We start from the raw sequence: 26,924 nt of genomic DNA on the forward strand, positions 1-26,924 counted from the left end.
TAAAATTGATTTTTCAACCACTTTTAAGCACATTATTATATTATAAGCAAATAACAGAAGAACCATATAATTTTCGATAGTTTGATGGTGTAATATCAGCTTTTTTTCTAAAAAGATTTATAAAATGGCTTGTATTTTCAATTCCGACAGAAAACGATATCTCATTTATTGAAAGTGAAGTAGTACTAAGCAGATTTTTGGCTATCTCCATTCTTTTATTTATTAGATAATTAATAGGAGATATAGATAGGTAATTAGTAAAATCCCTTACCATTTTATATTTACTAATATTATATTGTTCTGCAAGTTCATCTAAGGTGTAAGAATGAGCATAATTGCAATCTAATAATGATTTAATTTCTAGTATATATTCAGGTGCAGTTCGAATATTCCTAAGATTTTGTTCTTTACTTAAAAGTAAGCTACTCAATAAACTTGCAATTAAATTTGAAATAATAAACTCAGAATATTTGAAGTTTTCATTGCAACGTTGAAATAATTTTCTAAAAGTATATGGTATATCAGATTCTAGATGTAAGTTACAAATATGATGGTTGTTTTCTGTAAAAAGCTTATAAAAACAATCAATGTTATTACCATTGATATAAAGTATTTGATAATGTAATTCCTCTGAGTCATATAGTTCAATATTATGAGAATAATTGCAATCAATAAATAAAATTGAATTTGGTTCAAGTATATGAATATTATCTTTATAAAATAGTTTGCTGTGACCACTTTGTGCATATAAAATGCAGTAGGAATTAAAAGTATCTAATTTATAATAAAATGGAAACTTGGCATGAACATCAATTATTTGTGTTATATAATATAAATTTTTTTCAGCAAAGTTAGATGGTCGAATAAAAAGGGAATCATAATCCTTATACTTGAGAGTAGGAGAGGAACTCAAAAGGTTTTTTGAGAACCAATCATATGAAAGATTGCCTATTTCACGAGCCATAAAAATTACCCCCCAAAAAATAAATGTATAATTTAAATAAAATTATAGTAATATAAGAATAATTTGAAACCGTTTAATAAATTTAAAAAATTAACATGAATAATTAGATGCACATTATTATCTTTACTTACAGAATAATGTACATCCAATTTCTCTAAAATGAATTATACGTTCAATAATTAAATCTCTACTACATTTAAAATGCTTGGAAAGACAATCTATACAAAGATATTCTGTAGCACCTCTCTGGACTAACCTGCGATAGATTGCTACTTCATCGGTTTCTAATATTTTGTTGCATTCCTTACAGATGTCATTCATAGTTTGATTACCTTTGCTTTAAAAACAGCACAAGCGTGAGGCTCCAGCTTGATAGTGTAGCTTTCTTTAAAAGTTCCAAGATCTTCATGCTTCCATAAATCCCTTAAACTTAGACCAAGACCTGAAGACGTTGGCAAGCCAATATCCCAAAATTGAAGAGACATTTCGCCAGCAGAATCCCCAAAATTAAAGAAGCCTATTGCATAATCACCGTTACTAAGTGTTTTTACATATGCCATACAGTCAGAGTTGTTCCATTGAGGAATGGTATATGCTTGTCTGCCTTCTATATCTTGATTAATTTCAATAATTTCTTTATTTGTTAATATGTTTTTAGTTGTTTCGTTCATTTTTCTTATGTCTGAACCAATCATTAATGGAGAATCCATCATTGCCCATAAAGAAAAATGTGTTTTATATTCTTCATCAGTACATCCACCTAAGGCAACGTTTCCATTACCATACATTCCAACTACGAGCATATCCACATCATTATAACAATATGGTCCACTATAACATTCCTTGTTAAGCTGCTTTAATGCTAAATCCTTTATAGATTCCCAGTTATCTTGAATATCTCCTGTGGATCTAAATATATGAGCACCAGATGCACGCATCCAGTTGAAGGAATCATCATTTCCCCAGTTACAAGCACTGAATAAAATATCTCTACCACAATTACGTAAAGCCATAGCCATCCTTTTATAAAGAATATGGCCAGGGATGCCATCAGGCTTGTAGCAATAATCATATTTCAAATAATCTACACCCCAAGAAGCAAAAGTCTCTGCATCAATAAACTCATGCTCAAAGCTTCCAGGATAACCGCCACATGTCATAGTTCCAGCGCAAGAGTACATACCAAATTTTAAACCTTTACTATGAACATAATCAGCTAATGCTCTCATTCCATTTGGAAACTTTTCTTCGTCAGCTACTAATCTGCCATCTTTATCTCTTTGTTTTTTTGACCAACAATCATCTATAACGATATATTCATATCCTGCATCTTTCAAGCCTGATTCGACAAAAATATCTGCTACTGATTTAATAAGGTCTTCAGATATTTCCCATCCAAATGTGTTCCAAGAATTCCAGCCCATGGGTGGAGTCTTTGCCATCATAATAACAAACCTTCTTTCTTTAACAATTATGTTAATTTAATATAATATGTGAATCACATAAGTAAATACTAACAATAATTATATATAGTTACCATTGAAAAATGTAATTTGAATTTGTCATTTTGTTATGTTATTAAAGATATATTATAATTATATAAAGACTATGTCGTTTAATTTGTTTTGAAATTGGAAGGTGATATAATGCATCATGATATTTTAGTATTAAATCAGAATTTTAAGGATTTAAACCCACTCCTATGCGGAGTCGAAGAGTGCTGTAAAAGCCACGAATTTGGACCAGCGTCTAGAGAATATTTTCTCATACATTATATTGTCGATGGTAAAGGAAAATTTAAAATTCGTGATAAAACCTATATTCTAAAAAAAGGCAATATATTTATAATAAGACCAAATGAAATCACATACTATGAAGCTGATAATGAGGATCCATGGAAATATATATGGATTGGATTTAATTTGAATTTAAGTGGAAACTTATTTGAAAAGGCATCCTTTTTGAGGAAGGATATTTTATATTCACAAGCTTCTGAGTATATATTTAGAAGTATGCTTGAATCAGAAAAATTTCAAATTTCAAAAGAGATATTTTTGACTTCAAAACTGTACGAGCTATTTTCAATTCTTATAGAAGAAGAGAATAATGAAGCAGTAAATGATTTCCCTAAAATTTATGTAATGAAAGCAGAAAGTTACATACTAGCTAATTACATGCGTGAAATTACTGTAGAATCAATTTCTAATTATCTTGGAATAAATAGAGGATATTTTTCAACTATATTTAAAAAATCTATAGGGAAGTCTCCTAAACAATATATAATTGATGTGAGATTAGAAAAAGCTGCACGATTTCTTTTAGAAAATAACTTTTCACCAAGTGAAGCAGCAAGGAGTACAGGGTATATTGATATTTTCAACTTTTCAAAAATGTTTAAAAAGAAATTTGGAGTTTCCCCCTTATATTATAAAAGTAAAATGCTAAAATAATTTTGTTTAAAAACATTATGGAGCTGTTGCATTAGTGGATTGAGATCCATTAGCGATGTCTCCTTATTTTTATATAGAAAGAGCAGTGCATTAACATTTTATGTGCAGTCCATTTTTACCCTTGGCAATGTTTTAATTAAATTTCACACTTTTATAAGTTTATAAAGCAAGAACCCAAATAAGCAATATATGTATATAAAAAGCAAGATACTTTGATGATTTATAAAAGAGAAATAGTATAATTGAGATTACAAACATATTAATTTTAAGTAAACGATTAATTAAAATGGTATGTAAAATAAATTAATCAAGGAGGACTAATAATGTTGAAGTGTAAGAAACTATTAGGAACTGTTTTAGCAGCTATGTTATCTTTTTCCATGGTAGCTTGTGGTAGTAACCAATCAAGTGGAAATGCTGCTAGCACTGGGGGGAGTAAAGTAGAGGTTCCTAAAATTAATGAAATTAATTTAGACAAAGATTATAAGGATCTTAAGGCAGACATTACCATTTTGACTAACAGAACTGATGTAGTTGATACTGTGTATGCCGATTATGCAAAACAATTTATGAAATTATTCCCTAATATTAAAGTTACTTATCAAGGTGTTACAGATTACGAACAAACTATGCAGCTTAAGTTGTCAACAGGGGACTGGGGGGATATCTGTTTTATTCCTACAGCTATTGATAAAACTGAATTCCAAAATTATTTTATTCCACTAGGGGATTCAAGTACATTAGATGGAATTTATAACTTTGGTGTAACATCTCAATATGACGGAAAACAATACGGTATTGCAAATGGAGGTACTGCAAGCGGTGTAGTATACAATAAAAGAATTTGGAAGGAAGCCGGAATTACAACATTACCAAAGACACCAGATGAATTTTTAGCTGATTTACAAATAATAAAAGAAAAAACAAAAGCAATTCCTATGTATACTAACTTTGCAGCAGGGTGGCCTGTTGGAGCTTGGGATGCTTATATTGGAGGTACGGCAACAGGGGATTCCGATTTTATGAACAATAAAATAGTTCATATGAAAAATCCATTTGCTAAAAGATCAGATGGAACAGGTCCTTATGCAGTTTATAATACATTGTATCAAGCTGTTTCAAAGAAATTAGTTGAAGATGACCCTACTGGTACTGACTGGGAAAGCTGTAAAGGTAGGTTAAACAGCGGAGAAATAGCAACTATGGTACTTGGCTCTTGGGCCGTTAACCAAATGAAAGCTGCAGGAGATAAGCCTGATGATGTAGGTTATATGCCATTCCCAATAACAGTTAATGGTAAACAATATGCAACAGCTGGTGGTAACTATCCTTTTGGCATTAATAAGAAATCTTCTAATGAAAATCAAATTGCTTCAATGCTTTATGTAAAATGGTTAGTAGAAAAATCTCCTATATATGATGATGAAGGTAGTATTCCTGCTCTTAAATCTGAAAAACTTCCATCTCTTTTAGCTGATTTTAAAGATGTGCAATTGGTAGTTGATAATCCAGCAAAAAGTGGAGAAGAAGCATTATTTACTAATATAAATAATGAGTCAGAAGTTGGACTAAACAAGGATAATAATAAAAAATGTGAAATTGTAGAAGCAGCTTTACATGGAGATAAAACGATTGATCAAATTATGGATGATTGGAATGCTAAGTGGTCTGCTGCACAAGAAAAATTAAAAGTAGAAGTAAATAAATAAGGAAATAATACTTATCTGAGCTAAATTTATAATTTGGCTCAGATATAATTGGAGGAAGATATGGATTCTATGAGGAGCAGTAGTGATATAACGTTAAAACAACAATTTGATTTTGTTAAATGGGTTAAAAGTGGAAAGGTACAAAAGAGGTTAGTAATTTGTAGTTTTTCATTCTTTCCATTACTATTACTTTTTATTTTTACTTACTTACCGTTTTATAAAATGATAGAATTTAGCTTTTATAATATGAAATATATTGGACCACAAAAATGGGTTGGATTGCAGAATTATGTAGATGTATTTCAACGTGATGATTGTTTTACAGCATTAACATTGAGTTTTTATTATATGGCCGCATCATTTGTACAATTGGGAATAGCTCTTTTATTTGCAAGTATTCTAAGTTTTAAAACAAAAGGAGGAGCTTTTATAAAAGGCGCAATGTTTTTTCCTTACCTAATTAGCGGAATTGCAGTAGGATTTATTTTTAAATTCTTTTATGCCCGTGGGTTTGTTTTAGATTCTCTTTTGCAGGCCATTGGATTTAATTTGGATCAATTACCTTATTGGATAAAAGATACAAGAATTAACAACGCATCACTAGCGGCTACATCAGTTTGGAGATATATGGGACAAAATATGGTTTTATTCATTGGTGCTATAATGTCAGTAGATCGTACACTATATGAAGCAGCAGATATAGATGGTGCTAATAAATTCCAAAGATTTTTATATATTATGCTGCCAGGGATTAAGAATATAGTTATATTAAATATGATTCTCTCAATTACAGGATCATTAAGTGCATTTGAACCTCCATATATAATTACAAATGGTAACATGGGGACAGGCACATATTTTGTAATCATGAATAGGATTGCTTATGAAAATCAAAAAGTAGGATTAGCTTCAGCTATGGCGGTTGTTCTTTTAATAATTATTATCTTATGCACAGTTGCTCAGAAAGTATTATTTTCTTACTTATTTATTGATGCTGATGAGAGAGCTGAATTAAAAGTTAAGAAAAAGAAAAAGCTTAAAGCAAAAGTTGAAAATATCCAAGGGGGGCAAGTTAGTAATGGACATTAAGAAACTTCAAAAGTTAGTGTTAGGAATATTAAAATATTGCATTTTAGCATTTGGTGCATTTATTGCCATAATACCTGTTGCAGTATGTATTATTACAGCATTTAAAACTGATCAAGAATATCAATCAACTAGCCCTATGACTTTACCTAAGAGCTGGACATATTTTGATAATTTTATTGTTGCATTTAAGAAAGCAAATATGTTAGTAGGTTTTAGAAATACATTTTTAGTTTTAATTGTTGTCTTGTTCTTTTCCATTATGATGGGAACAATGATTGCATATGTATTAAATCGATTCATATTTCGTGGAAATGCATTAATTAGAAATTTATTTTTATTTGCAGCGTTGCTTCCAGGTATTGCGACTCAAGTAACAGTATACAAAATTATGTATAATCTTAACCTAATTAATACTTTACCAGGATATATGCTTGTAATGATGGGAACGGACGTAATTTCTATATATATTTTTCTGCAATTTTTCGAAAACCTTCCAAGATCTTTAGATGAATCAGCAATTTTAGATGGGTGCACTTATTTTGGGGTATTCTTTAGAATTTTACTGCCTCTATTAAAACCAGCAATTATTACAGTAATGATTTTAAAATGTGTTGGTATTTATAATGAATATTATATGTCTAATTTATATTTGCAGGCAAAGGATCTTAAAACAATATCAACTGCACTTTTCACTTTTACTGGTCCTTATGGCAGTCAATATAATTATATTTGTGCTGGAGTGCTTATTACAATTTTACCTGCATTAATTATATTTCTTATTTTCCAAAAGCAGATTTATAGCGGCTTAACACAAGGAGCTGTAAAAGGCTAATAATAATTTTCTATTATTATGGCCATGTTTTTAGGAGTTAAGGAGGTATTATGCAGCTAATTTTTGGATTGTTTTGTATTGTATTTGGTGGAACAATTGTAGCCATGAAAAAAGCGAGTTTTATTGATTTTCTTGTGCCAGGACGTTGGGATAAATATAGAAAAAATCAAGTATATTTTGATAATTATATAAGGTTTATTCGTATCATAGGCGGAATTCTTCTGTTGTTAGGCACTTACGTACTTGGAGTTTTTCTGTATTATTTCTGGTATGGTGCTTAAGAGAAAATTAGACACTAAAATTTAACACGATATTTAGGCAAAATTATTAAGAATATAGGAGGTATAGTAATGAGAAAAAGAGAGATATTAGTGCTAATAGCACTATGTATGTTTGGTGCTAGTTTACCTACAGAAATTTTATCAAGAGCTGCATATGCTGCTGATACAAGTGCGTCAAAAAGTAACAGTGTGTATGTAAAAAAAGAAGTGGAAAGTAAGCCTCAAGAAGTAGTTAAACCAGAGGATTTGAAAATTCCTTCAGGTATAAAACTTGTTGATTCTAATGCGACAAAAGCAACTTCTGGATTGTATGCTTATTTAATGGGTATTGGAAAAACCTATGATGTATTATATGGTCACCAAAATGATACACATAAAAAAGCAGCATTAAAGGATAGCGGGAGTAATTCAGATACTAAAGATGTAACAGGGTCAATTTCTGCAATTTGTGGAATAGACGCATCCTTCCAAGCTGCTGAAGTGCATTATACAGATCAAGATAAGCAAAATGGAATTGATGAAGTTACAAAGGGAGCAGATTTAGCAATAGATACAGCTAAGCAGGGTGGAATAATTTCAGTATCTGCTCATATGCCTAACTTTGAATTAGTTAAGGAAAAGGGAAAAGATGCTGATGGAAAATATGACTACCTAGAATATTCATCAAATGTTACAACAGGTAATATTGTTCAAAGAATAATGCCAGGTGGAGATTTAAATGATGTATATATTGGATACTTAGACAGAGTGGCTGAATTTGCACATAAACTTGATGCTGCTGGAGTACCAGTATTATTTAGGCCTTTCCATGAAAATAATGGTAGTTGGTTTTGGTGGGGAAAAGGCTTCTGCGATGAAGAAGCTTACAAAAATTTATATCGTTATACAGTTCAGTATTTAAGAGATACAGAGAATGTCCATAATTTCTTATATGTATACTCACCAGGTGGTTCTTTTGAAGGTGAAGATGATTATTTATCACGTTACCCAGGTGATGAGTTTGTTGATGTGCTAGGTTTTGATATGTATGACAGCAGCCCTACAGCAGATGCATCTACTGATCCGTGGATGAAGAGTTTTGAAGAAACAGTTAAATTAGTTTCAGGAATAGCCGACAAGAAAGGAAAACTTTCAGCAGTATCAGAAGTGGGAATAAATAATATGCCATTGAACGGAAATGCTGATAAAGATTGGTTCCAAGAAATATCAGATATTATATCTCCTACAAGTATGTCTTATTATATGGTATGGTCAAATGAGGATACAAAAAGCTTCTTTGCTCCATTTATGGTTAATAAAACAGAAGGTCATGAAATGATAAATAACTTTATTAAATATTACAACAATGAGAACTCTGTTTTTGCTGATGGAGTAGGGAATTATTCTAGCATTAATGCTAATGTTGAAGCTCCATATTCATATGGTTTTATAACTTCGCCGGTTTCAGGAAATAGGATTCTTAAGCCTACACAAATAACAGCAAGTGTTAAAGGTTATACTGGAAAAGTAACATTTGTATTAAAAAATAAACAAGGACAGACTATTCAAACGCTAGAAGGAAAATTAAGCAATGGAGCATACAGTGCGAAAATAGATCAAGAGACTCTAAATAAAATGGGTGAAACACTTGGTACACTTGAGTTATACTGCGACAGTAGACTATTAGATACTGCGGATATGCTATATAATGTCCCAGAACCACTATCGGATCCAAAATCAGTTGATAATTTCGAGTCATATGCTGGTGAGGATTCGCTGCTACAAAGAGAGTGGACAACTAATGCAGGTTCTGGATGTAGTGTTAGCCCAGAATTAAGCAATGTTAAATCTAATTTAAATAGTGGTAAATATGGACTTGAGTTCAAGTATAAAATATCAACAGAAAAAGCCTCCGAAGGATGGGCTGGAGTTACGAAGAGTTTAGGCGTAGATTGGTCAGATTGTAATGCGCTACAATTTTGGTGTAAACCTGATGGAAAAGCTCAAAAGTTAGTAATCCAAATTACTAGTAATGGAGAAGCTTTTGAAGTTCATCTACCAGAATTTGCAGGAACAACAGAACCTAAGTTAATAACTTTGCCATTTAGTCAATTCGTAGGAAAAAATAACGGCGTATTTAATCCAGCAAAAATTGATGGGTTTGGAATATGGTGCAATACTATTGTTCCAAGTGGGACAACTGGCACGTGGACTGTAGATTCGTCTATGTATTTTGATGATATAAAGGCCGTAAAAGTAAATAATTAAGTAATATAATTTATTAATAAGGAGCATTTTAAATATAATTTTAAGTGCTCTTTTTATTTGGATATAAATTAACTATGATATAGAAAATGCAAAAGATTTTTTTACCAAAGTTATAGATCAAGACAGAAATCTAGAAGATTCAAATAGTGAGGTAATAGTTTATAAGAATATAAAAATAAAGAAACCAATGCTTAATAGATTAAGCATTGGCATAGAATGTCTAAAATAATATCCAAAATACCGGTACTCTAATTTTGACCCCTATCCTTCGATAGGTGGGTGTCCTCACAGATGTATCAATCGCTCTCAATGCCGTTAAAGGACTCACAAAAAAGTACATTTCCTCATCTAAATATTGAACTCCCGTAGTTTAAGTGTAGGTTCAAAATAAGAGCTTAACGAATATTCCAGACTTTATAATCATGTCGCATATAGCTTGGACAATTAATCCGTTTATATACGTATTCAGCTAGTTTAAACACAAGAATGTATATCTAATTAGATCCACCCCGTGGAGGCACAAAAGTTATTTATTAAGTAGTTCTTTTGGGCCGTGAAGATATAATAACATATTTAAAATTCCTATGCAAGTACTAGGTTTGTGGTAATTTAAACCAGATATAAGTTATCATTTTCTGGAGAATATTAATATCTGAATTCTACAGTTATTATTATAAGAAGTAATAAAATATAATATTATTTCTAGGAGAGTATTGACAATACAATTGAACCATTATATACTAAACCTATAGGAAATAAGGAAAAACTTATCGAGAGTGGTGGAGGGACTGGCCCTGTGAAACCCAGCAACCGATATAGTAATTTTATTACTAAAATTCGGTGCTAAATCCTGCAGCATTAGCTGGTAGATAAGAGAGTGAATTTTGATGCAATGGTGCACTGGAGTTACATCTCTAGTGCTTTTATTTTAAAGTATATACAAGTATTTCGATAAGAATAATGTATTATCAAACTAGTAATGGAGGGAATAGTATGCCAAAATTAAGCAATAGATTGGATTGGTTTTCTGAATCTGTTATAAGAAAAATGACAAGAATAGCAAATGAGTATGGAGCAATAAATCTTTCACAGGGATTTCCGGATTTTGATCCACCTAAAGAAATTCTTGAAGGATTAAAAGAAGTTTCAGAAAAAGGGCCACATCAATATTCAGTCACGTGGGGAGCTCAAAATTTTAGAGAAAAATTAGCTCGTAAACAAGAAAAATTTATGGGAATCGAAATAAATCCAAATGAAAATGTTCTTGTAACCTGTGGAAGTACAGAGGCAATGATATGTGCAATGATGAGTGTTTGCAATCCAGGAGATAAGGTTGTAGTATTTTCACCATTTTATGAAAACTACACGGCAGATACAATTTTATCAGGTTCGCAGCCAATATTTGTTGAACTAAAACCGCCTGCTTTTAATTTTGATAAAGAAGAATTAAGGAATGCATTTAAGCAACATCCAAAAGCACTTATTCTTTGTAATCCATCAAACCCTACAGGGAAGGTATTTACAGAGGAGGAACTATCATATATAGGAAGCCTTGCAAAGGAATATGATACTTTTATAATTACGGATGAGGTTTATGAACATATAATTTTTAAGCCGCATAAACATACTTATTTAGCATCTTTAGATGGAATGTTTGAAAGAACAATATCTTGTAGTTCATTATCAAAGACGTATTCAATTACAGGATGGAGACTTGGGTACATAATAGCAAACAAAGATGTTATTGAAAATTGTAAAAAGGTTCATGATTTTCTGACAGTTGGAGCTGCATCGCCATTGCAAGAAGCCGCTATAAAAGGATTAGAATTTGGGGAGGAGTATTATGAACAATTAAATGAAACTTATGAGAATAAGAAGAAGTTATTTTTAAATGGGTTAGATGAAATTGGTCTCAAATATTATGAGCCCCAAGGAGCATATTATGTAATGGTTGATATATCCGAGTTTGGATATGACGATGATTATGAGTTCTGCAAATGGCTGGCAAAAGAAATTGGAGTTGCAGCAGTTCCTGGTTCAAGCTTCTTTAAGGAAAATATAAATAATTATATAAGGTTTCATTTTGCCAAAAAAGAAGAAACTTTAAAAGAAGCGCTTAAAAGACTTGAAAGGCTTAAAGAATTCAAGAAATAAAACAACAAGCATTATATAGCTAATCAAACCAATGATAATTTAAAGCATTGGAGATCAAATAATATACAAATAAATTTTAGGGGGAAACGAAATGAATATTTTAAAGAAATTAGCTACTTTAGTAGTTATAGGTGCAATAGGAACAAGTTTAGCTGGCTGCGGCAGTAGTAAAGAGGCTGCAAAAACGGACAGTAAAGATGGAAATAAGAAAATTGTAGTTGGAGTATGCCCAGGACCATATGGAGATATGGTTAAAGAAGCCTTAGCACCAGCGTTAAAGTCTAAAGGATATACAGTTGAAACAAAAGAATTTAGCGATTATATCCAACCAGACAAAGCACTAGATAATAAAGAAATAGATGCAAATTTATTTCAACATACTGAATACTTAAAGAAATTTAGTTCAGATAATAATTTGAAGATCTCACCAGTAATAGTTGTTCCAACTCTTGGAATGGGTGTGTTTTCAAATAAAATAACTTCATTGGATCAATTAAAAGATGGAGCTTCTATAGCAATACCAAATGATGCTTCAAATTTAGCGAGAGCACTTAAATTATTAAAGGCAAATGGGGTTATTAAGTTAAAAGATAATATTGATGAAACAAAAGCAACTGAAAAAGATGTAGCAGAAAATCCTAAGAATATTAAATTTACACCAATTGAAGGGGCTCAGCTTGCAAGGAGCTTAGATAGTGTTGATGTTGCATTAGTTCCAGGAAATTTTGCATTTGCTTCTAAATTAGATTATTCAAAAGCACTAGCAGTTGAGAAGTTGTCTGAGAACTATAAAAATATTGTTGCCGTAAGAACAGAAGATTTAGATAAAGATTTAGGAAAAGATTTAAAAGCCGCTGTAGAATCTAAAGAATTCAAAGACGCAATTGAAAATGGGAAATTTAAAGATTTTAGCAAACCGGATTGGTGGAAATAAGAATAATACCTTAGTGTAAGAGAGCATATAAAGGTGGTGAAAGTAATGATTGAATTAAGGAATATAAATGTTGAATTTAAATTAAAGGGAAATTTAGTTCATGCAGTTAGGAATGTAAATTTAACAATTAATAAAGGTGAAGTGTTTGGGATTGTTGGCTTAAGCGGAGCTGGAAAAAGCACTTTAGTTAGAGTTATAAATCTGCTGCAAAAACCTTCTTCTGGGAATGTTTTAATTAACGGAGAAGATATTACCAAATTAAACAGAACAGAATTAAGAAAAACAAGACTTAAAATAGGTATGATTTTTCAACACTTTAACTTAATAAGTGGAAAGACAATATATGAAAATATAGAGTTTGTTCTTAAGGCTAATAATTACCCTAAGGAAAAAAGGAAAGAAAGAATTTATGAGCTTTTAGAATTGGTCAACTTAAAGGATAAGGCTCAAGCATATCCTTCAAATTTAAGTGGAGGTCAAAAACAAAGAGTTGGAATTGCAAGGGCTATTGCTAATAGTCCTGAGATACTACTATGCGATGAAGCAACATCAGCGTTAGATTTAGAAAACACTGAAGAAATATTAAAACTCTTAAAAGATATAAAGGATAAAACTGGAATAACGATTGTGTTTATTACTCATGAAATGGAAGTAGCAAAGAAGTTATTTAATAGGGTTGCAGTTATGAATAAAGGAGAGATAGTTGAAGTTAGTGATGTATATTCAATTTTTTCAGAGCCTAAACATGAAGTGACTAAATCTTTGATTAGCAGAAATTCAAATTTAGAATTGCCAAAGGAAATTTTAGATTCTGTAAATAAGGGCGAAATTATCAAGATATTTTATCAAGGTCAAAATAGCTTAAAGCCTATTATTTCGGAAACGTCAAAGAACTTCAGTGTTGATATTAGTATAATACATGGGAAGATAGATTACATTGATGGAAAACCCATTGGTACATTAATTATTAATATTACAGGTGAAAAAGAAGAAATTTCTAGAGCTAAGAAATATATAAAAGAAAATGTAATTAAAACAGAAAGAATTATAAATGAATATTTGGAGGTGATTTAATATATGGATTCTACAGTTGAAATATTAAAAAACGAACTTGGGCAAGCAGTTTTAGATTCAGGTAAAATGATAGGTACTGCAATGATTATATCTCTAATCATCGGAGGAGTATTGGGTCTTATTTTGTATTTAACTTCAAGTAATTTGTTTTTTAAAAACAAAATAACAAATTCTATTGCAGGATTTATAATTAATTTAATCAGGTCACTTCCATTTGTAATATTATTAGTATTACTACTTCCTCTTACAAAAATAATAGTTGGAACCAATATTGGCCCGGAAGCAGCAACGGTTCCAATAACTATAGCAGCAATAGCTTTTTTTGCTAGATTATCTGAAGGCGCATTTAGTGAAGTTGATAAAGGGGTTATTGAAGCAGCAATTTCATCTGGGGCGAGTATTAGACTTATTGTATTTGATGTATTAATAGTTGAGGCATTTCCAAGTTTAATCAGAGCAGTTACGGTTAACTTAGTAAGTTTAATTGGATATTCAGCAATGGCTGGAATAGTTGGAGGTGGAGGAATAGGTGACTTAGCTATAAGGTATGGATATTATAGGTATGAAACTGGAGTAATGATTGTAACAGTTCTTATATTGATAGTATTAGTGCAAGTTATTCAATTGGCAGGAGACGCATTGGCTGTAAGATTATCAAAAAGATAGAATCTTTGTAGTAGTTAGAAGAATAAGTAAAATGCTAGGTATAAGTTAATTTTATATCTAGTTATTTTTATTAGCTATTATATTATGAAGGGAGCTAAAAATGGAATACGCAAAATTAAAAGAAATAATTAAAGATAAAGAAAGATTAATTTTTGGAAGTGCAATAGATAAAAGATATTTAACTGATGGGTTGAAATTAGATTATGGAGAAGCAGATGTCTTGGTTTTTCCAAAAAATACACAGGAGATTATTGAAATAATGAAATTTGCAAATGAAAATTTAATACCAGTTACTCCAAGAGGGTCAGGAAGTTGCCTCACAGGAGCAACAATTCCAACCCAAAAAGGTATAATACTGGATGTATCAAAAATGAATAAAATACTAGAAATAGATGAAGAAAATTTTAATATAACAGTAGAACCAGGAGTATTACTAAAAGATATTCAAGGGTATGTTGAAGAAAAAGGTCTATTTTATCCTCCTGATCCTGGTGAAAAAACTTCAACTATAGGTGGAAATATAAGTACAAATGCTGGTGGAATGAGGGCGGTAAAATATGGAGTTACCAGAGATTATGTACGTGAATTAGAAGTGATTACGGGAAATGGTGAGCTAATTACAGTGGGGAGTAAAACTATTAAAAATAGTTCTGGATTAGATTTAAAGGATTTAATTATAGGATCTGAAGGAACTTTAGCAATAATAACTAAGGCAACTTTAAAACTTATGCCAAAGCCTAATAAAACTGTTAATATATTAATAGCTTTTGATAAATTAGAAGATGGTATAAACTCTGTAAGTAAAATATTAAAGTCAAATGCAAATCCTACAGCCATAGAATTTATGGAAAGAAATATTGTAGAAAATTCAGAAAAATTTTTGAATTTAAAATTACCTTTAAATTTAGGAAATGCTTATTTAATCCTTACCTTTGATGGTGAAGAAACAGAAATATCTGCAAATTATACAAAAGCAAAAAAAGCAGCTTTAAATAGTGGAGCATTGGAATTTAAAGTTTTAAATGATGTTGAGGCTAATGATACTTGGCAAATAAGAGGTGCGCTTGCAAGTTCAGTTATGGAATTCAATGAGCAAGTCCCAATTGATATAGTAGTTCCTATAAGTAAAACTTCTGAGTTTGTTGAATTTACAAATAAATGCGGAAAAGAGTATGGCTTGCAGGTAATATACTTTGGACATGCAGGAGATGGAAATACTCATGTTAGCATAATAAGAAATGGATTGGAAGAAATTCAGTGGAAGAGAAAATCTCATGCATTAGCAGCAGAGTTATATAAGAAAAGTCTTGAACTTAATGGATTGCCATCAGGGGAGCATGGTATAGGATTGACGAAAAGCGAATATTATAAAAAAGTTACAAATAATGTTAATTTGCAATATATGAAAAACATAAAGAAGATTTTTGATAATAATGATATTTTAAATGTAGGAAAGGTTTATAGCTAATTATTACAAATTTTAATTATATAATGTACTTTTATATTGGTTGCATCCATTTATACTTGGATGTTTTATTGAACAAGTAAAATGGAACAACCATTATAAAAGTATAGATGTTAATTAGAAAAACTGTTTTTGATCTTATTTAATCATTAAATCTCCATCATAAGAAGTAATAATTTTATATAAATCTGGACGACGATCTCTAAAGATTCCCCATTCAATACGCTGTGTTTCTAATGCATCTAAATCAAATTCCGCAACTAGTACAGTTTCCTCACTGCGATTAGCTTCAACAATTTTGTTACCTTGTGGTCCTGCAATAAAGGAAGAACCATAGAAGGTTATTTTAGAATCTTCATCTTCTTCAGCACCAACACGATTTGATGCAATAACAGGTATTAAGTTAGCAGCAGCATGACCTAACATACAAGCTTGCCAGTGATCCTTTGAATCAATTGACCCATCTTGTGGTTCGGAACCAATAGCAGTAGGGTAGAATATCATTTCAGCTCCCATTAAAGTCATGCATCTAGCAGCTTCAGGATACCATTGATCCCAACAGATACCAACACCAATTTTACCATAACGAGTATTCCAAACTTTAAAACCTGTATCACCAGGATTAAAATAGAATTTCTCTTCGTAGCCAGGTCCATCAGGAATGTGGCTCTTTCTGTATGTGCCAAGTACTTCTCCATTAGCATCGATTATTGCTATAGCATTATATCTAGCATAGTTTTTCTTTTCATAAAAACTAATTGGAAGTACAACCTTTAACTCTTTAGCAATTTCTTTAAAATGGTTGATTGCTTTGTTTTGTGCTACTTCTGTAGCATATATGTAGTAATCAGATTTCTCTTTTTGACAAAAATATGGAGTTTCAAATAGTTCTTGAAGAAGAATTATTTGTGCACCTTTTTGTGCAGCCTCTCTTACTAGAGCTTCTGCCTTTGCTATATTTTCATCAATGTTACATGAACAGCTCATTTGTGTAGCTGCAACCTTAACTTTTCTCATAATCATCACCTCATTTTATTTTCTATAGTGCTTTTAGATTTTTACCATATGGCATTTGTTGGGTAGTACAGTGAACATTTCCGCCTTCTTTAATAACAGCCATTCCATCAACAGTTCTAATTTTTCTATCTGGGAAAGTTGAGCTTAATATTTTTTCAGCCATTTTATCAGATTCCTCTGCTGGGCCGCCAAAAGTAGGTAAGATAATTCCATTATTTACAAAGTAGAAGTTTAAATAGCTTAATGTTAACCTTAAGCCATTGTATTCAGCTTTAGGTGGTTGATTAATCGGTATTATTTCGAATTTTCGTCCTTTAGCATCTGTTGAATTTTGCAATATTTCAAGATTCTCAAGAGTAATTTTATAGTTTTCATCAGTTGGATCATCGCAAGTTTGCATTATTATTTTACCAGGTGCAGCAAAACAAGCTATATTATCAACGTGACCATCAGTTTCGTCACCATTTAATCCATTCTTCAGCCAAATAATTTTTTCTATATTTAAATATTGCTTTAAATAATTTTCAATTTGTTCTCTAGAAAGGTTAGGATTTCTATTAGGATTTAACAAACACTCTTCTGTAGTTATTAAAGTTCCTTCTCCATCTACGTGAATAGAGCCGCCTTCCATAATAAGAGGTGCATCAAATTTTTCAATATTATAATGTTCTAAAATTTGAAGGGCAACTTTATCATCCAAATCCCATGGAGCATATTTTCCACCCCAGGCATTAAACCTCCAATTTACTCCAGCTCTATCACCATCCTTATTAATAATGAATGTTGGACCATTATCTCTAAGCCAAGCATCACTGTGTTCGATAGGGAGAAACTCGATATTAGATTCATTAAAAAACTTTTTCACAATTTCTAATTCGTTAGGATTAACAATTACTGAAACAGGTTCAAATTCAGCTATTGCTTTAATAAATTCTGTATATCCAAGACAAACACTTTCATGATTTTCTGGATGACACATAGATTCTTTAACTGGCCATGAAATGAACGTACGCTCATGAGTAGTCCATTCAGCAGGCATTTTATAATTTATATCTCTTGGATACATATAAATACCCCTTTTCTTTTTGATTTTTTATACCTTTACAGCATCTATCATATAATAAACTTACCATCAATTCAATGTCAAGATTAAATTGGTAGATACTTTATTCTTATGATAATAGTCGTAATTTATGTATATAAACGTTATCATAAGGAAATTTGGAATATTATACTTTTTTCATGAAATTAATATATAAGTTATTGTGATAAAATTAATTGGTAATTAGGTTTATTTTTATTATTACAACGAGATAAAGTCTGGAGTGATTATTTATGAATTACATTCAAAAGGGTACCCGCGAATTTAGGTTAACAAGCATTGCCTTATTTGCAGGGGGCTTTAATACTTTTGCAATATTATATTGCACACAACCATTAATGCCATTTTTGTCGAAGGAATTTGGAGTTTCGCCTACAGTGGCCAGTTTATCATTATCGGTTACAACTTGTACCTTGGCAGTAAGTATGCTTTTCTTTGGTTCATTATCAGAAGTTTTAGGAAGAAAATCGATTATGTGCTTCTCTCTGTTTGCTTCATCAATATTAGCTGTATTATCTGCATTTGTTCCTAATTTTAGCAGCCTATTAATCATAAGATGTTTACAAGGTTTTGTTTTAGCAGGTTTACCGGCTATAGCAATGGCATATATTAGCGAGGAAGTTGATAAGTCGAGTTTAGGAATGGTAATGGGACTATATATTAGTGGTAATTCAATAGGAGGAATGAGTGGACGTATTATTATAGGAGTTATTACAGATTTCTTTAATTGGAGATTAGCTTTAGGTACTATAGGATTCTTAGGACTTATAGCCAGCTTTTTATTTTGGTCAAATCTGCCTGCCTCAAAACATTTTGTGCCTAGAACATTTGAAATAAAAAAGTTGATAAAATCTAGCTTTAATCACTTAAAAAATCCAAAGCTCCTTTGCTTATATTGTATAGGTTTTTTGATTATGGGAAGTTTTGTTTCCTTATATAATTTTATTGGGTATCAATTAATTGAACAGCCATACAATCTTAGTCAAACCTTAGTGAGTCTTATTTTTGTAATGTATATTTTTGGGACATTTAGCTCAACCTTTATGGGTCGTATGGCTGATAAACATGGACAAGATAAAATGCTTTATGTGTCAATATTCATAATGCTATTTGGAATATGCACAACCTTAAATGTAAATTTATTCTTAAAAATTGTTGGGATAGCCTTTTTAACTTTTGGTTTCTTTGGAGGACATTCTATTGCCAGCAGTTGGATTGGAAAATTATCAACTCATGATAAAGCACAAGCCTCATCCCTTTATTTGTTATTCTATTATGTTGGTTCTAGTATAGGCGGAACCGCTGGTGGAAGGTTTTGGTCTTTATATGGATGGAGTGGAGTGGTAAGCATGATTTCTAGTTTTTTATTAATAGCATTTCTGATTTTATTTGCTTTATCATCAATTCTAAAACATGCGAAAGTAGTTTAAAATAAAAGCCAATACTTAATAAAATAAGTATTGGCATAAAATTTCTAATATTAAATCCAAAATATCGGTACTCTAATTTTGATCCCTATCCTCAGATAGGTGGGTGTCCGCACAGATGCCTCAATCGCCTTTAATACCTTGTAAGGATTCACATAAAGGTACATTTTCTCATCTAAATATTGAACTCCCTGAATATATATGTAGGTTCAAAATAAGAGCTTAACGAGTATCTCAGAACTTTGTAATCTATTTATCGTGCACTCATTGTTGACAGTTAATCTACTTGCGCTACTGATTTAGTAAGCTCAAACTAGGTTAATCCACGGCACTCAGAAGTTATCACTTACCGCTGCTTCCTTCCGGATCTGACGGGGTTCATGAGTTTCTGCTGCATGGGACCCAATTATCAACACTACACAAATCAGACTGACCAAACAGATTAAAGCCTATAATAAGGATTCAATCCTGCTATAGCGGATTGCAGGTTACAGGGCACCGCTAGCTCCCCATCTAGCACGAAAATTGTCTTTAAGGGCAATTATTTTTTTGCCGTGAAGTAATAATAACATGTTTAATATTCCTATGCAATAGCTATATACATAGTAATTTAAACCTTAAATAGATGATTGTTATAAGGTTAATATAACTTTTGGCTTAATAGTTAATTGTAAGAATGACAAACTAACAAAAAGACTTTAATTAAACTCAAAATTTATAATGGATTGTTAAAATTATGTAGGCCGATAGATTTTAAAGTATTATTTGATTAAGAATAAATTATTAGAAGTTATATAACACTAACTATATAGATTACTTATTTTTAAAGAATAATAAGGAGTATTGCTTATGGATATAAAGAATGTTCAACGTCAGGAAATAGAAAAAGTATATGGGGAAATTAGTCCATTTGAGTTTAAAAATAAACTAATAAGTCTTGCAGAGGGTCAAATAAAAAAGAGTGCCAGAACCTTATTAAATGCAGGAAGAGGAAATCCAAATTGGACAGCTGCTACACCTAGAGAATCGTATTTTACTTTTGGACTTTTCGCAGTAGAAGAAACAAGAAGAGTCTGGAATGATGGCGACCTAGCAGGAATGCCACAGATTGACGGGATTTCAGAAAGACTACAGTCTTATTTAAAGAAGAATAAGGATATGCCAGGAATATCTCTTTTGAAGAAAATAATTGATTATGGAATACAGGATTTAAGTTTCGATGCTGATAAATGGGTATTTGAACTCACAGATGCAATTATAGGTGATAACTATCCTGTACCAGATAGAATACTTACACATATTGAAAGAATTGTTCATGAATATCTTGTAGCAGAGCTTTGTTATAATAAGCCACCTGTAGGGAGATTTAATATTTTTGCTGTTGAAGGGGCTACTGCAGCTATGTGCTATATATTTGATAGTTTAATAGCTAATGAATTATTAGCACGTGGAGACAAAATTGCATTAATGGTTCCCGTTTTTACTCCATATTTAGAAATACCACATTTACCTCGATATAACTTTGAAATTGTACATATTGAAGCCATAGAACTGACAAAGGATGGGACACACACTTGGCAATATCCTGATTCAGAATTAAATAAGCTTAAGGATTGTAGTATTAAGGCTTTGTTTGTAGTAAATCCTAGTAATCCTCCATCAGTTGCAATTAGACCTGAAAGTGTTGAAGTATTAGCGAATATAGTAGAAAATTATAATCGTAATTTGATGATTATATCTGATGATGTGTATAGCACTTTTGTAGATGATTTTCGTTCACTTATGGCTGATTTGCCTTACAACACAATAGGAGTTTATTCCTTTTCAAAATACTTTGGAGTAACGGGATGGCGTTTAGGTACTATTTCTCTTTATGAAGAAAATATATTTGATAAGCTAATAAAGGAGCTAACAGAAGATAAAAGACTTGAACTAAGACAGCGTTATGGTGCTCTTTCAACAGAGCCAGACAATATAAAATTTATTGATAGAATAGTAGCGGATAGTCGGCAGGTTGCTCTTAATCATACTGCAGGTTTATCAACTCCTCAACAGGTTCAAATGGCTTTCTTTTGTGCATTTGCTCTGCTTGACAAGGAAAACAAATATAAGAAACAAACAAAGGATATTTGTAAACGTCGGCAAAAACTCTTATTTAAGGGATTAGGTTTGGATTTGAGAGAAGATCCGTATGATGCTGCATATTATACAGAATTTGATTTGCTTGAATGGGCTGTCTGCTATTATGGAAGTGAATTTGGAGAATATTTGCAAAGAAATCATAAACCTGTAGATATTCTATATAGATTAGCCCAAGAATCAGCAATAGTATTACTAAGTGGTGGTGGATTTAAAGGACCAGAGTGGTCAATAAGAATTTCTTTAGCAAATCTTAATGATGACGCATATTCAAAAATTGGAGAAGCTCTTCATCTCATATTAGAGGAGTACGTAAATTCGTGGAAAGCTCAAAGTATTAAATAATAAAAGGCTATTGAAGATATTAGCTAATTTTTTAGCTAAATCTTCGTAACCTTTTGTATGTTATATAATTTATTACCTCTCTAATTCAAAAAGTGCACCACTTAATAAAGCATAAACCCTGCCATCGCCAGCAATAAATATAGTTACCGTATGGTTAGATTTATTGGGTTCAGTTATTTTAACAAATTTTAATTCATTACCAGGTATACCTAAATTATTAAAAGTATCATTATATTTCTTAGAAAAATCGGAAGCGGTTATAATTCCTTCATTAACAACTGGATTGGAGATAGTAGCAAAAAATGAAGTGATTTCATCTTTTTCTATGGTAAATTTTTGTCCAATACAAAGAGAGATAATTGAATCGCTTAATGATGTTTTAATATTTGAAGGAATATGTTTTTTAACAGTCCAGGTTCCATATAAACTAGAATAATATGATGTGTTATTGGTAACATTGTTATTTTCGTTATTTTTAGAATTATAATTAAGTGAATTATTATTAAAATATAAATGAATTATCAGTATAAGAATAGAAATTAATAATATTATTGGCGTTACCATAAGCAATTTCTTATATTTAAATTTTCCCATAATAGTTATTCACTCCTCAAAAGCTTTACCTTTATAGTAGTATTCATTTTTTGAAAAATAATACTTATATTGTTTTACAACTGAAACATCTAATATAATTGGATGGGTTGAAAAGAATTCATCGTTATGAAGATTTTATATGGAATACCCAGAATTTCACTAACTATATCTTGTTATTATATTTAAACGTTGATATACTTCAAGGTGAATAAATTAAAATATATTTTATAATGTTAAGCAAAATATTGATTTTAGAATGCTATATGGGGAGAGATCAAAATGAAAGTAATTATTTTATCAGGGACACCAAAGAATGAAGGCTTATGCCATTCTTGTATAAATGCTGCAGTAGCTGGAGTTGAAAAGGCTGGAGCAGGCTATGAAGTTATAAAATTAAACGATTATAAGTTGGATCGATGCAAAATGTGCGGTGACGGATGGGGAATATGTCGTGAAAAAAATATTTGTGCTTTTGGAGAAGATGGGTTTACAGAAATACAGAAAAAAATTGCAGATGCAGATGCAATAATATTAGATACACCTGTTTATTGGGGAGAGATGACGGAAGTAATGAAAACTTTTTTTGACCGTTTCCGCCGTTGTGAAGCTTTAAAAGGTGAAAATGGTGCTATGGCAGGGAAATCAGTGTTACTAATTGCTTCACCTGGAGGCAGCGGCAATGGAATGATCAGCTGCTTAGAACAAATGGAAAGATTATGCCGACATCTTCAAGGCAGCATATTTGATTTTATTAGTGTAAATAGATGGAATAAGGATTATAAGATAGAAGCAATCACTGAAGCTGTTGTAGCTATGGTTAGCAAAAACGAATAAATATTAAGTCGATTATTTATAATTTATTAGAGAGTGTTATTGCCATAAACGTAATATAATTTATAGCAGTAGCGCTCTCGTTTTTGTTCTTTGTGAACTAAATATCAATATATTTTACAATAAATACTATAAAATCAAAATAAAGTTTTTTGTTCAACAGTACGATAAATTAAATATTGAATTGGCAAAGCAGTTGAAAAACTGTGACGCAAAGCTAGAGGGCCTTATCCTTTGATAGGATGGCAGCCAGTTGCAAGTCTTTGCCTATTTGAAATGAATAGGAGGAAAAAAAATGAACAAAAAAATTTTAATTTGTGATGACACTAAATTTATGAGGGTCACCCTAAAGAATTCTTTAGAAAAGGAAGGCTATCAAGTAGTTGATGAGGCAGAAAATGGGGAAATGTTAATTGAAAAATACAAGCAGTTAAATCCTGATTTAATAATTGTAGATATTACAATGCCCGTAATGGATGGTATTAGCGCACTTTCATCTATAATGGAAATTAATTCTAGTGCTAAAGTAATCATATGTTCTGCTATGGGACAAGATGAAGTTGTTATAAGAGCTATTAAAGCTGGAGCCAAGGATTTTATTGTTAAGCCATTTAAAACTGAAAGATTAATAGAATCAGTTAAAAAGGTATTAGGGAATTAAGAAGTTATCTTTTTAAATATCGATATCCCCCTTTAAGGTAGACAGTTTAAAAAATAAAACTGTCTGCCTTAAAGGGGGATTTATCTTTAGAATTACCATTTTTTATGTTTTGATTTATCTTTAGAATTACCATTTCCTTTTATTTGAGGCGCAGGCTGCGTTTGTGGTGCAGGCTGAGAAGGCCTTTGACCTTGACTTATAACAATATCTATTTTTCCGTTTTTTTCATAAGAGGTATCTGAACTAGGTGATTGACTAATGATTAGGCCATTAGGAATAGTATCATTATATTCACTCGTAATATTACCAAGTTCAAATCCATTATTAATTATTATGCTTTTTGCGACATCTAGAGTTTTTCCGGTTACTGAAGGTACGTTTTTCTTCTCATTTTCTGGTGATTTTGTATTTTCTTCAGGAGTTGTAGTTTTTGTTGCTGTAGGTTCTACAACAGCTGGTTCTGTTTTAGCATCTGTAGATGGAACAGAAAGATGGGTTCCGAAAATGTAAAAAATTGCTGTCAGTGCTATAAAACTAGCAGCAAGTATGAATTTACGCTTCTTGCGTTTAACAGTATTATCAGAAAGAATTTTTTTATCATTTATATTGGCTGATATGGTTTCTGAAATTAGTTCTGTCTTTGCAATTTGTTCTTGATTTATAACAACTGTATGATCAATTATTGTATCAGAACATATTTGCTCTGACTCACTCATAATAACCGTTGTAGAATCGGAAATACCCTTAAAGTTTACTTCAAAATTAGGATTTACTTTAATTGAATTTAATGTTTCTGCAAACTCCTTAGCACTTTGAAATCTATTGACGGGCTCTTTTTCCAAGGCCTTTAAAATTACCCCATTTATATTTTCTGGAATTTCTGGAATAATTTCTTTTGGTGGAATAACAGGTTCTTGAATATGCATCATAGCAACTGATATTGATGTATCTCCATTAAAAGGTACTTTTCCAGTTAACATTTCATACATTACAACACCAAGAGCATATATATCTGTCCTGCAATCCACTAACTTTCCTTTAGCTTGTTCAGGAGAAAAATAATGAACAGAACCAATAATTCCAGAGGAATTAGTTATAGTGGCTTCATCTGATACTTTAGCTATTCCAAAGTCAGTTAATTTTACTACGTTTTCTGCACTTATTAAAATATTATCAGGTTTTACATCACGGTGAATAATATTATTTTTATGGGCATATTGAAGAGCCTTAGCTATCTGTAAAGTAATATCTACTGCAATATCTTGATTAAGTTTAATATTATCCTTTATTACTTGTTTTAATGTTTTACCTTTAACGTATTCCATAATAATAAAGTTAAGATCTTTTTCAGAACCCACATCATAAATATTAACTATATTAGGATGAGATAAGCTTGCTATTGAATTTGCTTCTCTTTTAAACCTAGAAATAAAATCTTCATTATTACTTAGTTCTGTTTTTAATATTTTTATTGCTACAAATCTATTTAGAACGGTGCATTTTGCCTTATAAACAACGCCCATGCCACCTTCACCAATTTTTTCTAATATCTCATACCTGTTTAAAAGTAATGTCCCTATCATAATGTCCTCCTACAAAAACAGTAATACCTGTATTATATCATATTAGGGTATATATTCTAATGCTTAGCAGTATATTTTTAATAATAGTTGCATTATAAATTATATTTATAAAAATATTAGAATATACAGCATATTATAAACATAATTTTTTAATTGTACTACCCAAATTAACAAATATAAAATTATGATATAATAAAAATAAAATTGGCAACACATTATTTAGAAAGGCATAAAAAATATGAGAAATTTAAGTAATATAGAAAAAAGATTTTCAAAGAAAAGAAAGTTAATATTTAGTTGCATACTTCTTGGAGTTAGTTTTATTTTATATCTTATGTCTAGATATATTAATGGCTTTGCAAACTTATATTATAAATTTGTATATACAGCACTAGTTAATACTCTTGCAAGAGGACTATCAATATTTCCATTTTCAGTATATGAAATGATATTATGTGGATTTGTAGTATTCATTTTAATTAGAATTATAAGATATATGTATCTAATAATTACCAAAAGACTTTCTATTAAGGAGATGATATTAAGATCAACTAATAACTTTCTACTCTACATATCAATGTTTACATTCTTAAATATAGTAACCTTAAGTGTAAATTGTTTTAGATCAGATTTTATTAGTTTAACTGGGCTTAAAATTGAGGATAGTTCAGAGGAAAAATTAATAGAGTTATGCAGCCATATTAAAGATAAACTTAATGAATTAGATGGAAAAATAAATAAAGATGAGCATGGACTATTGAAATTAGACAAAAATGTAAAAGAAGAGGGAAAAGATGCCATGAATGCAATAGGAGAAATATATCCTAGCTTAAAAGGATATTATCCAAATCCAAAGCCATATATATTTTCTAAAATAATGTCTTATCAATTGTTACAGGGCGAAACAACCTTTACTTTGGAGGCTAACTACAATAATGATATGTCAGAAAGTAATATTCCAAGTACAATTTGTCATGAATTAAGTCATATAAGAGGCTTTAATAATGAATATGAAGCTAATTATATTAGCTTTTTAGCTTGCATTAATTCAAACAATTATGAGTATCAATATAGTGGATACCTAATGGCCTATTCATACTGCATGAGCGATTTATATCAGTTTAATTTAGATGCATTTAAACAAATAAATAATGATCTTTCTAATAATGTGAAAGCAGAATTAAAAAATGATGCTTTATATTGGAATAAGTATAAAGGTGGAATATCTGATTTATATGATAGAATATACGATAAAATATTAAAAGCAGGAGGCCAGCAGGAAGGAATTAGAAGTTATAATGTTGTTGTAAAATTATTAATTTCAGGATATGGAGTTCAATTTAGTTAAGACTATATAAAA

Annotated in this window: 23 protein-coding genes, 3 other RNA genes and 2 riboswitches; of the genes, 16 read left to right on the forward strand and 10 right to left on the reverse strand. The window is 30.8% G+C overall.

All coding sequences use genetic code 11. The features are described 5' to 3' along the window. Positions 1 to 40: 40 nt before the first annotated feature. From COL3_RS10620 to COL3_RS10630, 3 genes are all read right to left on the reverse strand, one after another. Entirely contained in the window at positions 41 to 964 is a 924-nt protein-coding gene (locus COL3_RS10620; protein WP_008421434.1) for a helix-turn-helix domain-containing protein, read from the reverse strand. Between the two features lie 123 nt (positions 965 to 1,087). Next, the gene (locus tag COL3_RS10625; protein ID WP_008421436.1) at positions 1,088 to 1,285 is read right to left on the reverse strand and encodes a hypothetical protein; all 198 of its coding nucleotides are present in this window, start codon (positions 1,283 to 1,285) and stop codon (positions 1,088 to 1,090) included. After that, entirely contained in the window at positions 1,282 to 2,409 is a 1,128-nt protein-coding gene (locus COL3_RS10630) for a glycoside hydrolase family 27 protein (protein WP_008421438.1), read from the reverse strand. The genes COL3_RS10625 and COL3_RS10630 overlap by 4 nt, the downstream gene beginning before the upstream one ends. Before the next feature lie 201 nt (positions 2,410 to 2,610). On the opposite strand from COL3_RS10630, the gene COL3_RS10635 reads away from it, so the two are divergent. The 6 genes from COL3_RS10635 to COL3_RS10660 all read left to right on the forward strand — a co-directional run bounded on the left by COL3_RS10635 (position 2,611) and on the right by COL3_RS10660 (position 9,572). Next, positions 2,611 to 3,414 (forward strand): AraC family transcriptional regulator, encoded by an 804-nt coding sequence (locus tag COL3_RS10635; RefSeq protein ID WP_008421440.1) that lies wholly within the window; start codon positions 2,611 to 2,613, stop codon positions 3,412 to 3,414. Between the two features lie 323 nt (positions 3,415 to 3,737). Beyond that, on the forward strand, positions 3,738 to 5,123 hold the full coding sequence (locus tag COL3_RS10640; protein ID WP_008421442.1) for an ABC transporter substrate-binding protein: 1,386 nt from the start codon (positions 3,738 to 3,740) through the stop codon (positions 5,121 to 5,123). 60 nt (positions 5,124 to 5,183) lie between these two features. Then, positions 5,184 to 6,212 carry a sugar ABC transporter permease gene (locus COL3_RS10645; RefSeq protein ID WP_008421444.1) on the forward strand — a complete coding sequence of 343 codons (1,029 nt, stop codon included), beginning with the start codon at positions 5,184 to 5,186 and terminating at the stop codon, positions 6,210 to 6,212. Beyond that, on the forward strand, positions 6,202 to 7,044 hold the full coding sequence (locus COL3_RS10650) for a carbohydrate ABC transporter permease (RefSeq protein ID WP_008421446.1): 843 nt from the start codon (positions 6,202 to 6,204) through the stop codon (positions 7,042 to 7,044). The genes COL3_RS10645 and COL3_RS10650 overlap by 11 nt, the downstream gene beginning before the upstream one ends. 50 nt (positions 7,045 to 7,094) lie before the next feature. Then, positions 7,095 to 7,325, forward strand: a complete 231-nt coding sequence (locus COL3_RS10655; RefSeq protein ID WP_008421447.1) for a hypothetical protein — start codon at positions 7,095 to 7,097, stop codon at positions 7,323 to 7,325. Positions 7,326 to 7,394: 69 nt separating this feature from the next. Next, a complete protein-coding gene (locus COL3_RS10660) occupies positions 7,395 to 9,572 on the forward strand; it encodes a glycosyl hydrolase (protein WP_008421449.1) in 2,178 nt (725 codons plus the stop codon). Between the two features lie 225 nt (positions 9,573 to 9,797). Here the strand turns inward: COL3_RS10660 and ssrS (COL3_RS10665) are convergent. Beyond that, positions 9,798 to 9,989, reverse strand: a non-coding RNA gene (gene ssrS / locus COL3_RS10665) — 6S RNA. A gap of 347 nt (positions 9,990 to 10,336) precedes the next feature. Continuing rightward, positions 10,337 to 10,448: riboswitch (SAM riboswitch) on the forward strand. A gap of 117 nt (positions 10,449 to 10,565) precedes the next feature. Between ssrS (COL3_RS10665) and COL3_RS10670 the strand changes: the two genes are divergently transcribed. The 5 genes from COL3_RS10670 (at position 10,566) to COL3_RS10690 (ending at position 15,868) form a co-directional block, all read left to right on the forward strand. Further along, entirely contained in the window at positions 10,566 to 11,726 is a 1,161-nt protein-coding gene (locus COL3_RS10670) for a pyridoxal phosphate-dependent aminotransferase (RefSeq protein WP_008421451.1), read from the forward strand. A 91-nt stretch (positions 11,727 to 11,817) separates the two neighbouring features. Further along, positions 11,818 to 12,660, forward strand: coding sequence for a MetQ/NlpA family ABC transporter substrate-binding protein (locus COL3_RS10675; protein WP_008421453.1), 843 nt, complete (start codon positions 11,818 to 11,820; stop codon positions 12,658 to 12,660). Between the two features lie 45 nt (positions 12,661 to 12,705). Continuing rightward, positions 12,706 to 13,734, forward strand: coding sequence for an ATP-binding cassette domain-containing protein (locus COL3_RS10680; RefSeq protein WP_008421455.1), 1,029 nt, complete (start codon positions 12,706 to 12,708; stop codon positions 13,732 to 13,734). A 3-nt stretch (positions 13,735 to 13,737) separates the two neighbouring features. Beyond that, entirely contained in the window at positions 13,738 to 14,400 is a 663-nt protein-coding gene (locus COL3_RS10685; protein WP_008421457.1) for a methionine ABC transporter permease, read from the forward strand. Between the two features lie 100 nt (positions 14,401 to 14,500). After that, positions 14,501 to 15,868, forward strand: a complete 1,368-nt coding sequence (locus COL3_RS10690) for an FAD-binding oxidoreductase (RefSeq protein ID WP_008421459.1) — start codon at positions 14,501 to 14,503, stop codon at positions 15,866 to 15,868. 135 nt (positions 15,869 to 16,003) lie between these two features. Here the strand turns inward: COL3_RS10690 and aguB are convergent, their stop codons facing one another. Both aguB and COL3_RS10700 read right to left on the reverse strand, forming a co-directional pair. Further along, positions 16,004 to 16,882 carry an N-carbamoylputrescine amidase gene (gene aguB, locus COL3_RS10695; protein ID WP_008421461.1) on the reverse strand — a complete coding sequence of 293 codons (879 nt, stop codon included), beginning with the start codon at positions 16,880 to 16,882 and terminating at the stop codon, positions 16,004 to 16,006. Positions 16,883 to 16,904: 22 nt separating this feature from the next. Then, the gene (locus COL3_RS10700) at positions 16,905 to 17,948 is read right to left on the reverse strand and encodes an agmatine deiminase family protein (protein ID WP_008421463.1); all 1,044 of its coding nucleotides are present in this window, start codon (positions 17,946 to 17,948) and stop codon (positions 16,905 to 16,907) included. 269 nt (positions 17,949 to 18,217) lie between these two features. Here COL3_RS10700 and COL3_RS10705 point away from each other — a divergent pair, with 269 nt between their 5' ends. Next, entirely contained in the window at positions 18,218 to 19,414 is a 1,197-nt protein-coding gene (locus COL3_RS10705) for an MFS transporter (RefSeq protein ID WP_008421465.1), read from the forward strand. A 49-nt stretch (positions 19,415 to 19,463) separates the two neighbouring features. Here the strand turns inward: COL3_RS10705 and ssrS (COL3_RS10710) are convergent. After that, positions 19,464 to 19,655: non-coding RNA, 6S RNA (ssrS, locus tag COL3_RS10710), on the reverse strand. Positions 19,656 to 19,667: 12 nt separating this feature from the next. Beyond that, an RNA gene (gene ffs, locus COL3_RS10715) (signal recognition particle sRNA large type) lies at positions 19,668 to 19,933 on the reverse strand. 327 nt (positions 19,934 to 20,260) lie between these two features. Here ffs and aspD point away from each other — a divergent pair. Then, the gene (aspD, locus tag COL3_RS10720) at positions 20,261 to 21,895 is read left to right on the forward strand and encodes an aspartate 4-decarboxylase (RefSeq protein ID WP_008421468.1); all 1,635 of its coding nucleotides are present in this window, start codon (positions 20,261 to 20,263) and stop codon (positions 21,893 to 21,895) included. Between the two features lie 72 nt (positions 21,896 to 21,967). Here aspD and COL3_RS10725 read toward each other — a convergent pair whose 3' ends face one another. Next, positions 21,968 to 22,489: a hypothetical protein gene (locus COL3_RS10725; protein WP_008421470.1), complete on the reverse strand. Its 522-nt coding sequence runs from the start codon at positions 22,487 to 22,489 to the stop codon at positions 21,968 to 21,970. Positions 22,490 to 22,768: 279 nt separating this feature from the next. On the opposite strand from COL3_RS10725, the gene COL3_RS10730 reads away from it, so the two are divergent. Continuing rightward, entirely contained in the window at positions 22,769 to 23,323 is a 555-nt protein-coding gene (locus tag COL3_RS10730) for a flavodoxin family protein (protein WP_008421472.1), read from the forward strand. A gap of 173 nt (positions 23,324 to 23,496) precedes the next feature. Then, a riboswitch (cyclic di-GMP riboswitch) is annotated at positions 23,497 to 23,581 on the forward strand. Positions 23,582 to 23,615: 34 nt separating this feature from the next. Continuing rightward, positions 23,616 to 23,981 carry a response regulator gene (locus COL3_RS10735; RefSeq protein WP_008421474.1) on the forward strand — a complete coding sequence of 122 codons (366 nt, stop codon included), beginning with the start codon at positions 23,616 to 23,618 and terminating at the stop codon, positions 23,979 to 23,981. 92 nt (positions 23,982 to 24,073) lie between these two features. Here COL3_RS10735 and pknB read toward each other — a convergent pair whose 3' ends face one another. Further along, entirely contained in the window at positions 24,074 to 25,564 is a 1,491-nt protein-coding gene (gene pknB / locus COL3_RS10740) for a Stk1 family PASTA domain-containing Ser/Thr kinase (protein ID WP_008421476.1), read from the reverse strand. A gap of 238 nt (positions 25,565 to 25,802) precedes the next feature. On the opposite strand from pknB, the gene COL3_RS10745 reads away from it, so the two are divergent. Further along, complete coding sequence (locus tag COL3_RS10745; protein ID WP_008421478.1) at positions 25,803 to 26,912, forward strand: DUF3810 domain-containing protein; 1,110 nt, start codon at positions 25,803 to 25,805, stop codon at positions 26,910 to 26,912. Positions 26,913 to 26,924 lie beyond the last annotated feature (12 nt).

The sequence above is a fragment of the Clostridium sp. LS genome (assembly GCF_002760435.1).
Taxonomy (GTDB): domain Bacteria; phylum Bacillota; class Clostridia; order Clostridiales; family Clostridiaceae; genus Clostridium.

What these genes read in the sequence shown, in the direction of transcription:
- COL3_RS10690 (WP_008421459.1), top strand. Translation starts at nt 14,501, where the DNA reads ATGGAATACGCAAAATTAAAAGAAATAATTAAAGATAAAGAAAGATTA.
- COL3_RS10630 (WP_008421438.1), bottom strand. Translation starts at nt 2,409, where the DNA reads ATGATGGCAAAGACTCCACCCATGGGCTGGAATTCTTGGAACACATTT.
- COL3_RS10620 (WP_008421434.1), bottom strand. Translation starts at nt 964, where the DNA reads ATGGCTCGTGAAATAGGCAATCTTTCATATGATTGGTTCTCAAAAAAC.
- COL3_RS10735 (WP_008421474.1), top strand. Translation starts at nt 23,616, where the DNA reads ATGAACAAAAAAATTTTAATTTGTGATGACACTAAATTTATGAGGGTC.
- COL3_RS10670 (WP_008421451.1), top strand. Translation starts at nt 10,566, where the DNA reads ATGCCAAAATTAAGCAATAGATTGGATTGGTTTTCTGAATCTGTTATA.
- COL3_RS10645 (WP_008421444.1), top strand. Translation starts at nt 5,184, where the DNA reads ATGGATTCTATGAGGAGCAGTAGTGATATAACGTTAAAACAACAATTT.
- COL3_RS10685 (WP_008421457.1), top strand. Translation starts at nt 13,738, where the DNA reads ATGGATTCTACAGTTGAAATATTAAAAAACGAACTTGGGCAAGCAGTT.
- COL3_RS10745 (WP_008421478.1), top strand. Translation starts at nt 25,803, where the DNA reads ATGAGAAATTTAAGTAATATAGAAAAAAGATTTTCAAAGAAAAGAAAG.
- COL3_RS10640 (WP_008421442.1), top strand. Translation starts at nt 3,738, where the DNA reads ATGTTGAAGTGTAAGAAACTATTAGGAACTGTTTTAGCAGCTATGTTA.
- aguB (WP_008421461.1), bottom strand. Translation starts at nt 16,882, where the DNA reads ATGAGAAAAGTTAAGGTTGCAGCTACACAAATGAGCTGTTCATGTAAC.
- COL3_RS10625 (WP_008421436.1), bottom strand. Translation starts at nt 1,285, where the DNA reads ATGAATGACATCTGTAAGGAATGCAACAAAATATTAGAAACCGATGAA.
- pknB (WP_008421476.1), bottom strand. Translation starts at nt 25,564, where the DNA reads ATGATAGGGACATTACTTTTAAACAGGTATGAGATATTAGAAAAAATT.
- COL3_RS10675 (WP_008421453.1), top strand. Translation starts at nt 11,818, where the DNA reads ATGAATATTTTAAAGAAATTAGCTACTTTAGTAGTTATAGGTGCAATA.
- COL3_RS10680 (WP_008421455.1), top strand. Translation starts at nt 12,706, where the DNA reads ATGATTGAATTAAGGAATATAAATGTTGAATTTAAATTAAAGGGAAAT.
- COL3_RS10700 (WP_008421463.1), bottom strand. Translation starts at nt 17,948, where the DNA reads ATGTATCCAAGAGATATAAATTATAAAATGCCTGCTGAATGGACTACT.
- COL3_RS10705 (WP_008421465.1), top strand. Translation starts at nt 18,218, where the DNA reads ATGAATTACATTCAAAAGGGTACCCGCGAATTTAGGTTAACAAGCATT.
- aspD (WP_008421468.1), top strand. Translation starts at nt 20,261, where the DNA reads ATGGATATAAAGAATGTTCAACGTCAGGAAATAGAAAAAGTATATGGG.
- COL3_RS10650 (WP_008421446.1), top strand. Translation starts at nt 6,202, where the DNA reads ATGGACATTAAGAAACTTCAAAAGTTAGTGTTAGGAATATTAAAATAT.
- COL3_RS10660 (WP_008421449.1), top strand. Translation starts at nt 7,395, where the DNA reads ATGAGAAAAAGAGAGATATTAGTGCTAATAGCACTATGTATGTTTGGT.
- COL3_RS10655 (WP_008421447.1), top strand. Translation starts at nt 7,095, where the DNA reads ATGCAGCTAATTTTTGGATTGTTTTGTATTGTATTTGGTGGAACAATT.
- COL3_RS10725 (WP_008421470.1), bottom strand. Translation starts at nt 22,489, where the DNA reads ATGGGAAAATTTAAATATAAGAAATTGCTTATGGTAACGCCAATAATA.
- COL3_RS10730 (WP_008421472.1), top strand. Translation starts at nt 22,769, where the DNA reads ATGAAAGTAATTATTTTATCAGGGACACCAAAGAATGAAGGCTTATGC.
- COL3_RS10635 (WP_008421440.1), top strand. Translation starts at nt 2,611, where the DNA reads ATGCATCATGATATTTTAGTATTAAATCAGAATTTTAAGGATTTAAAC.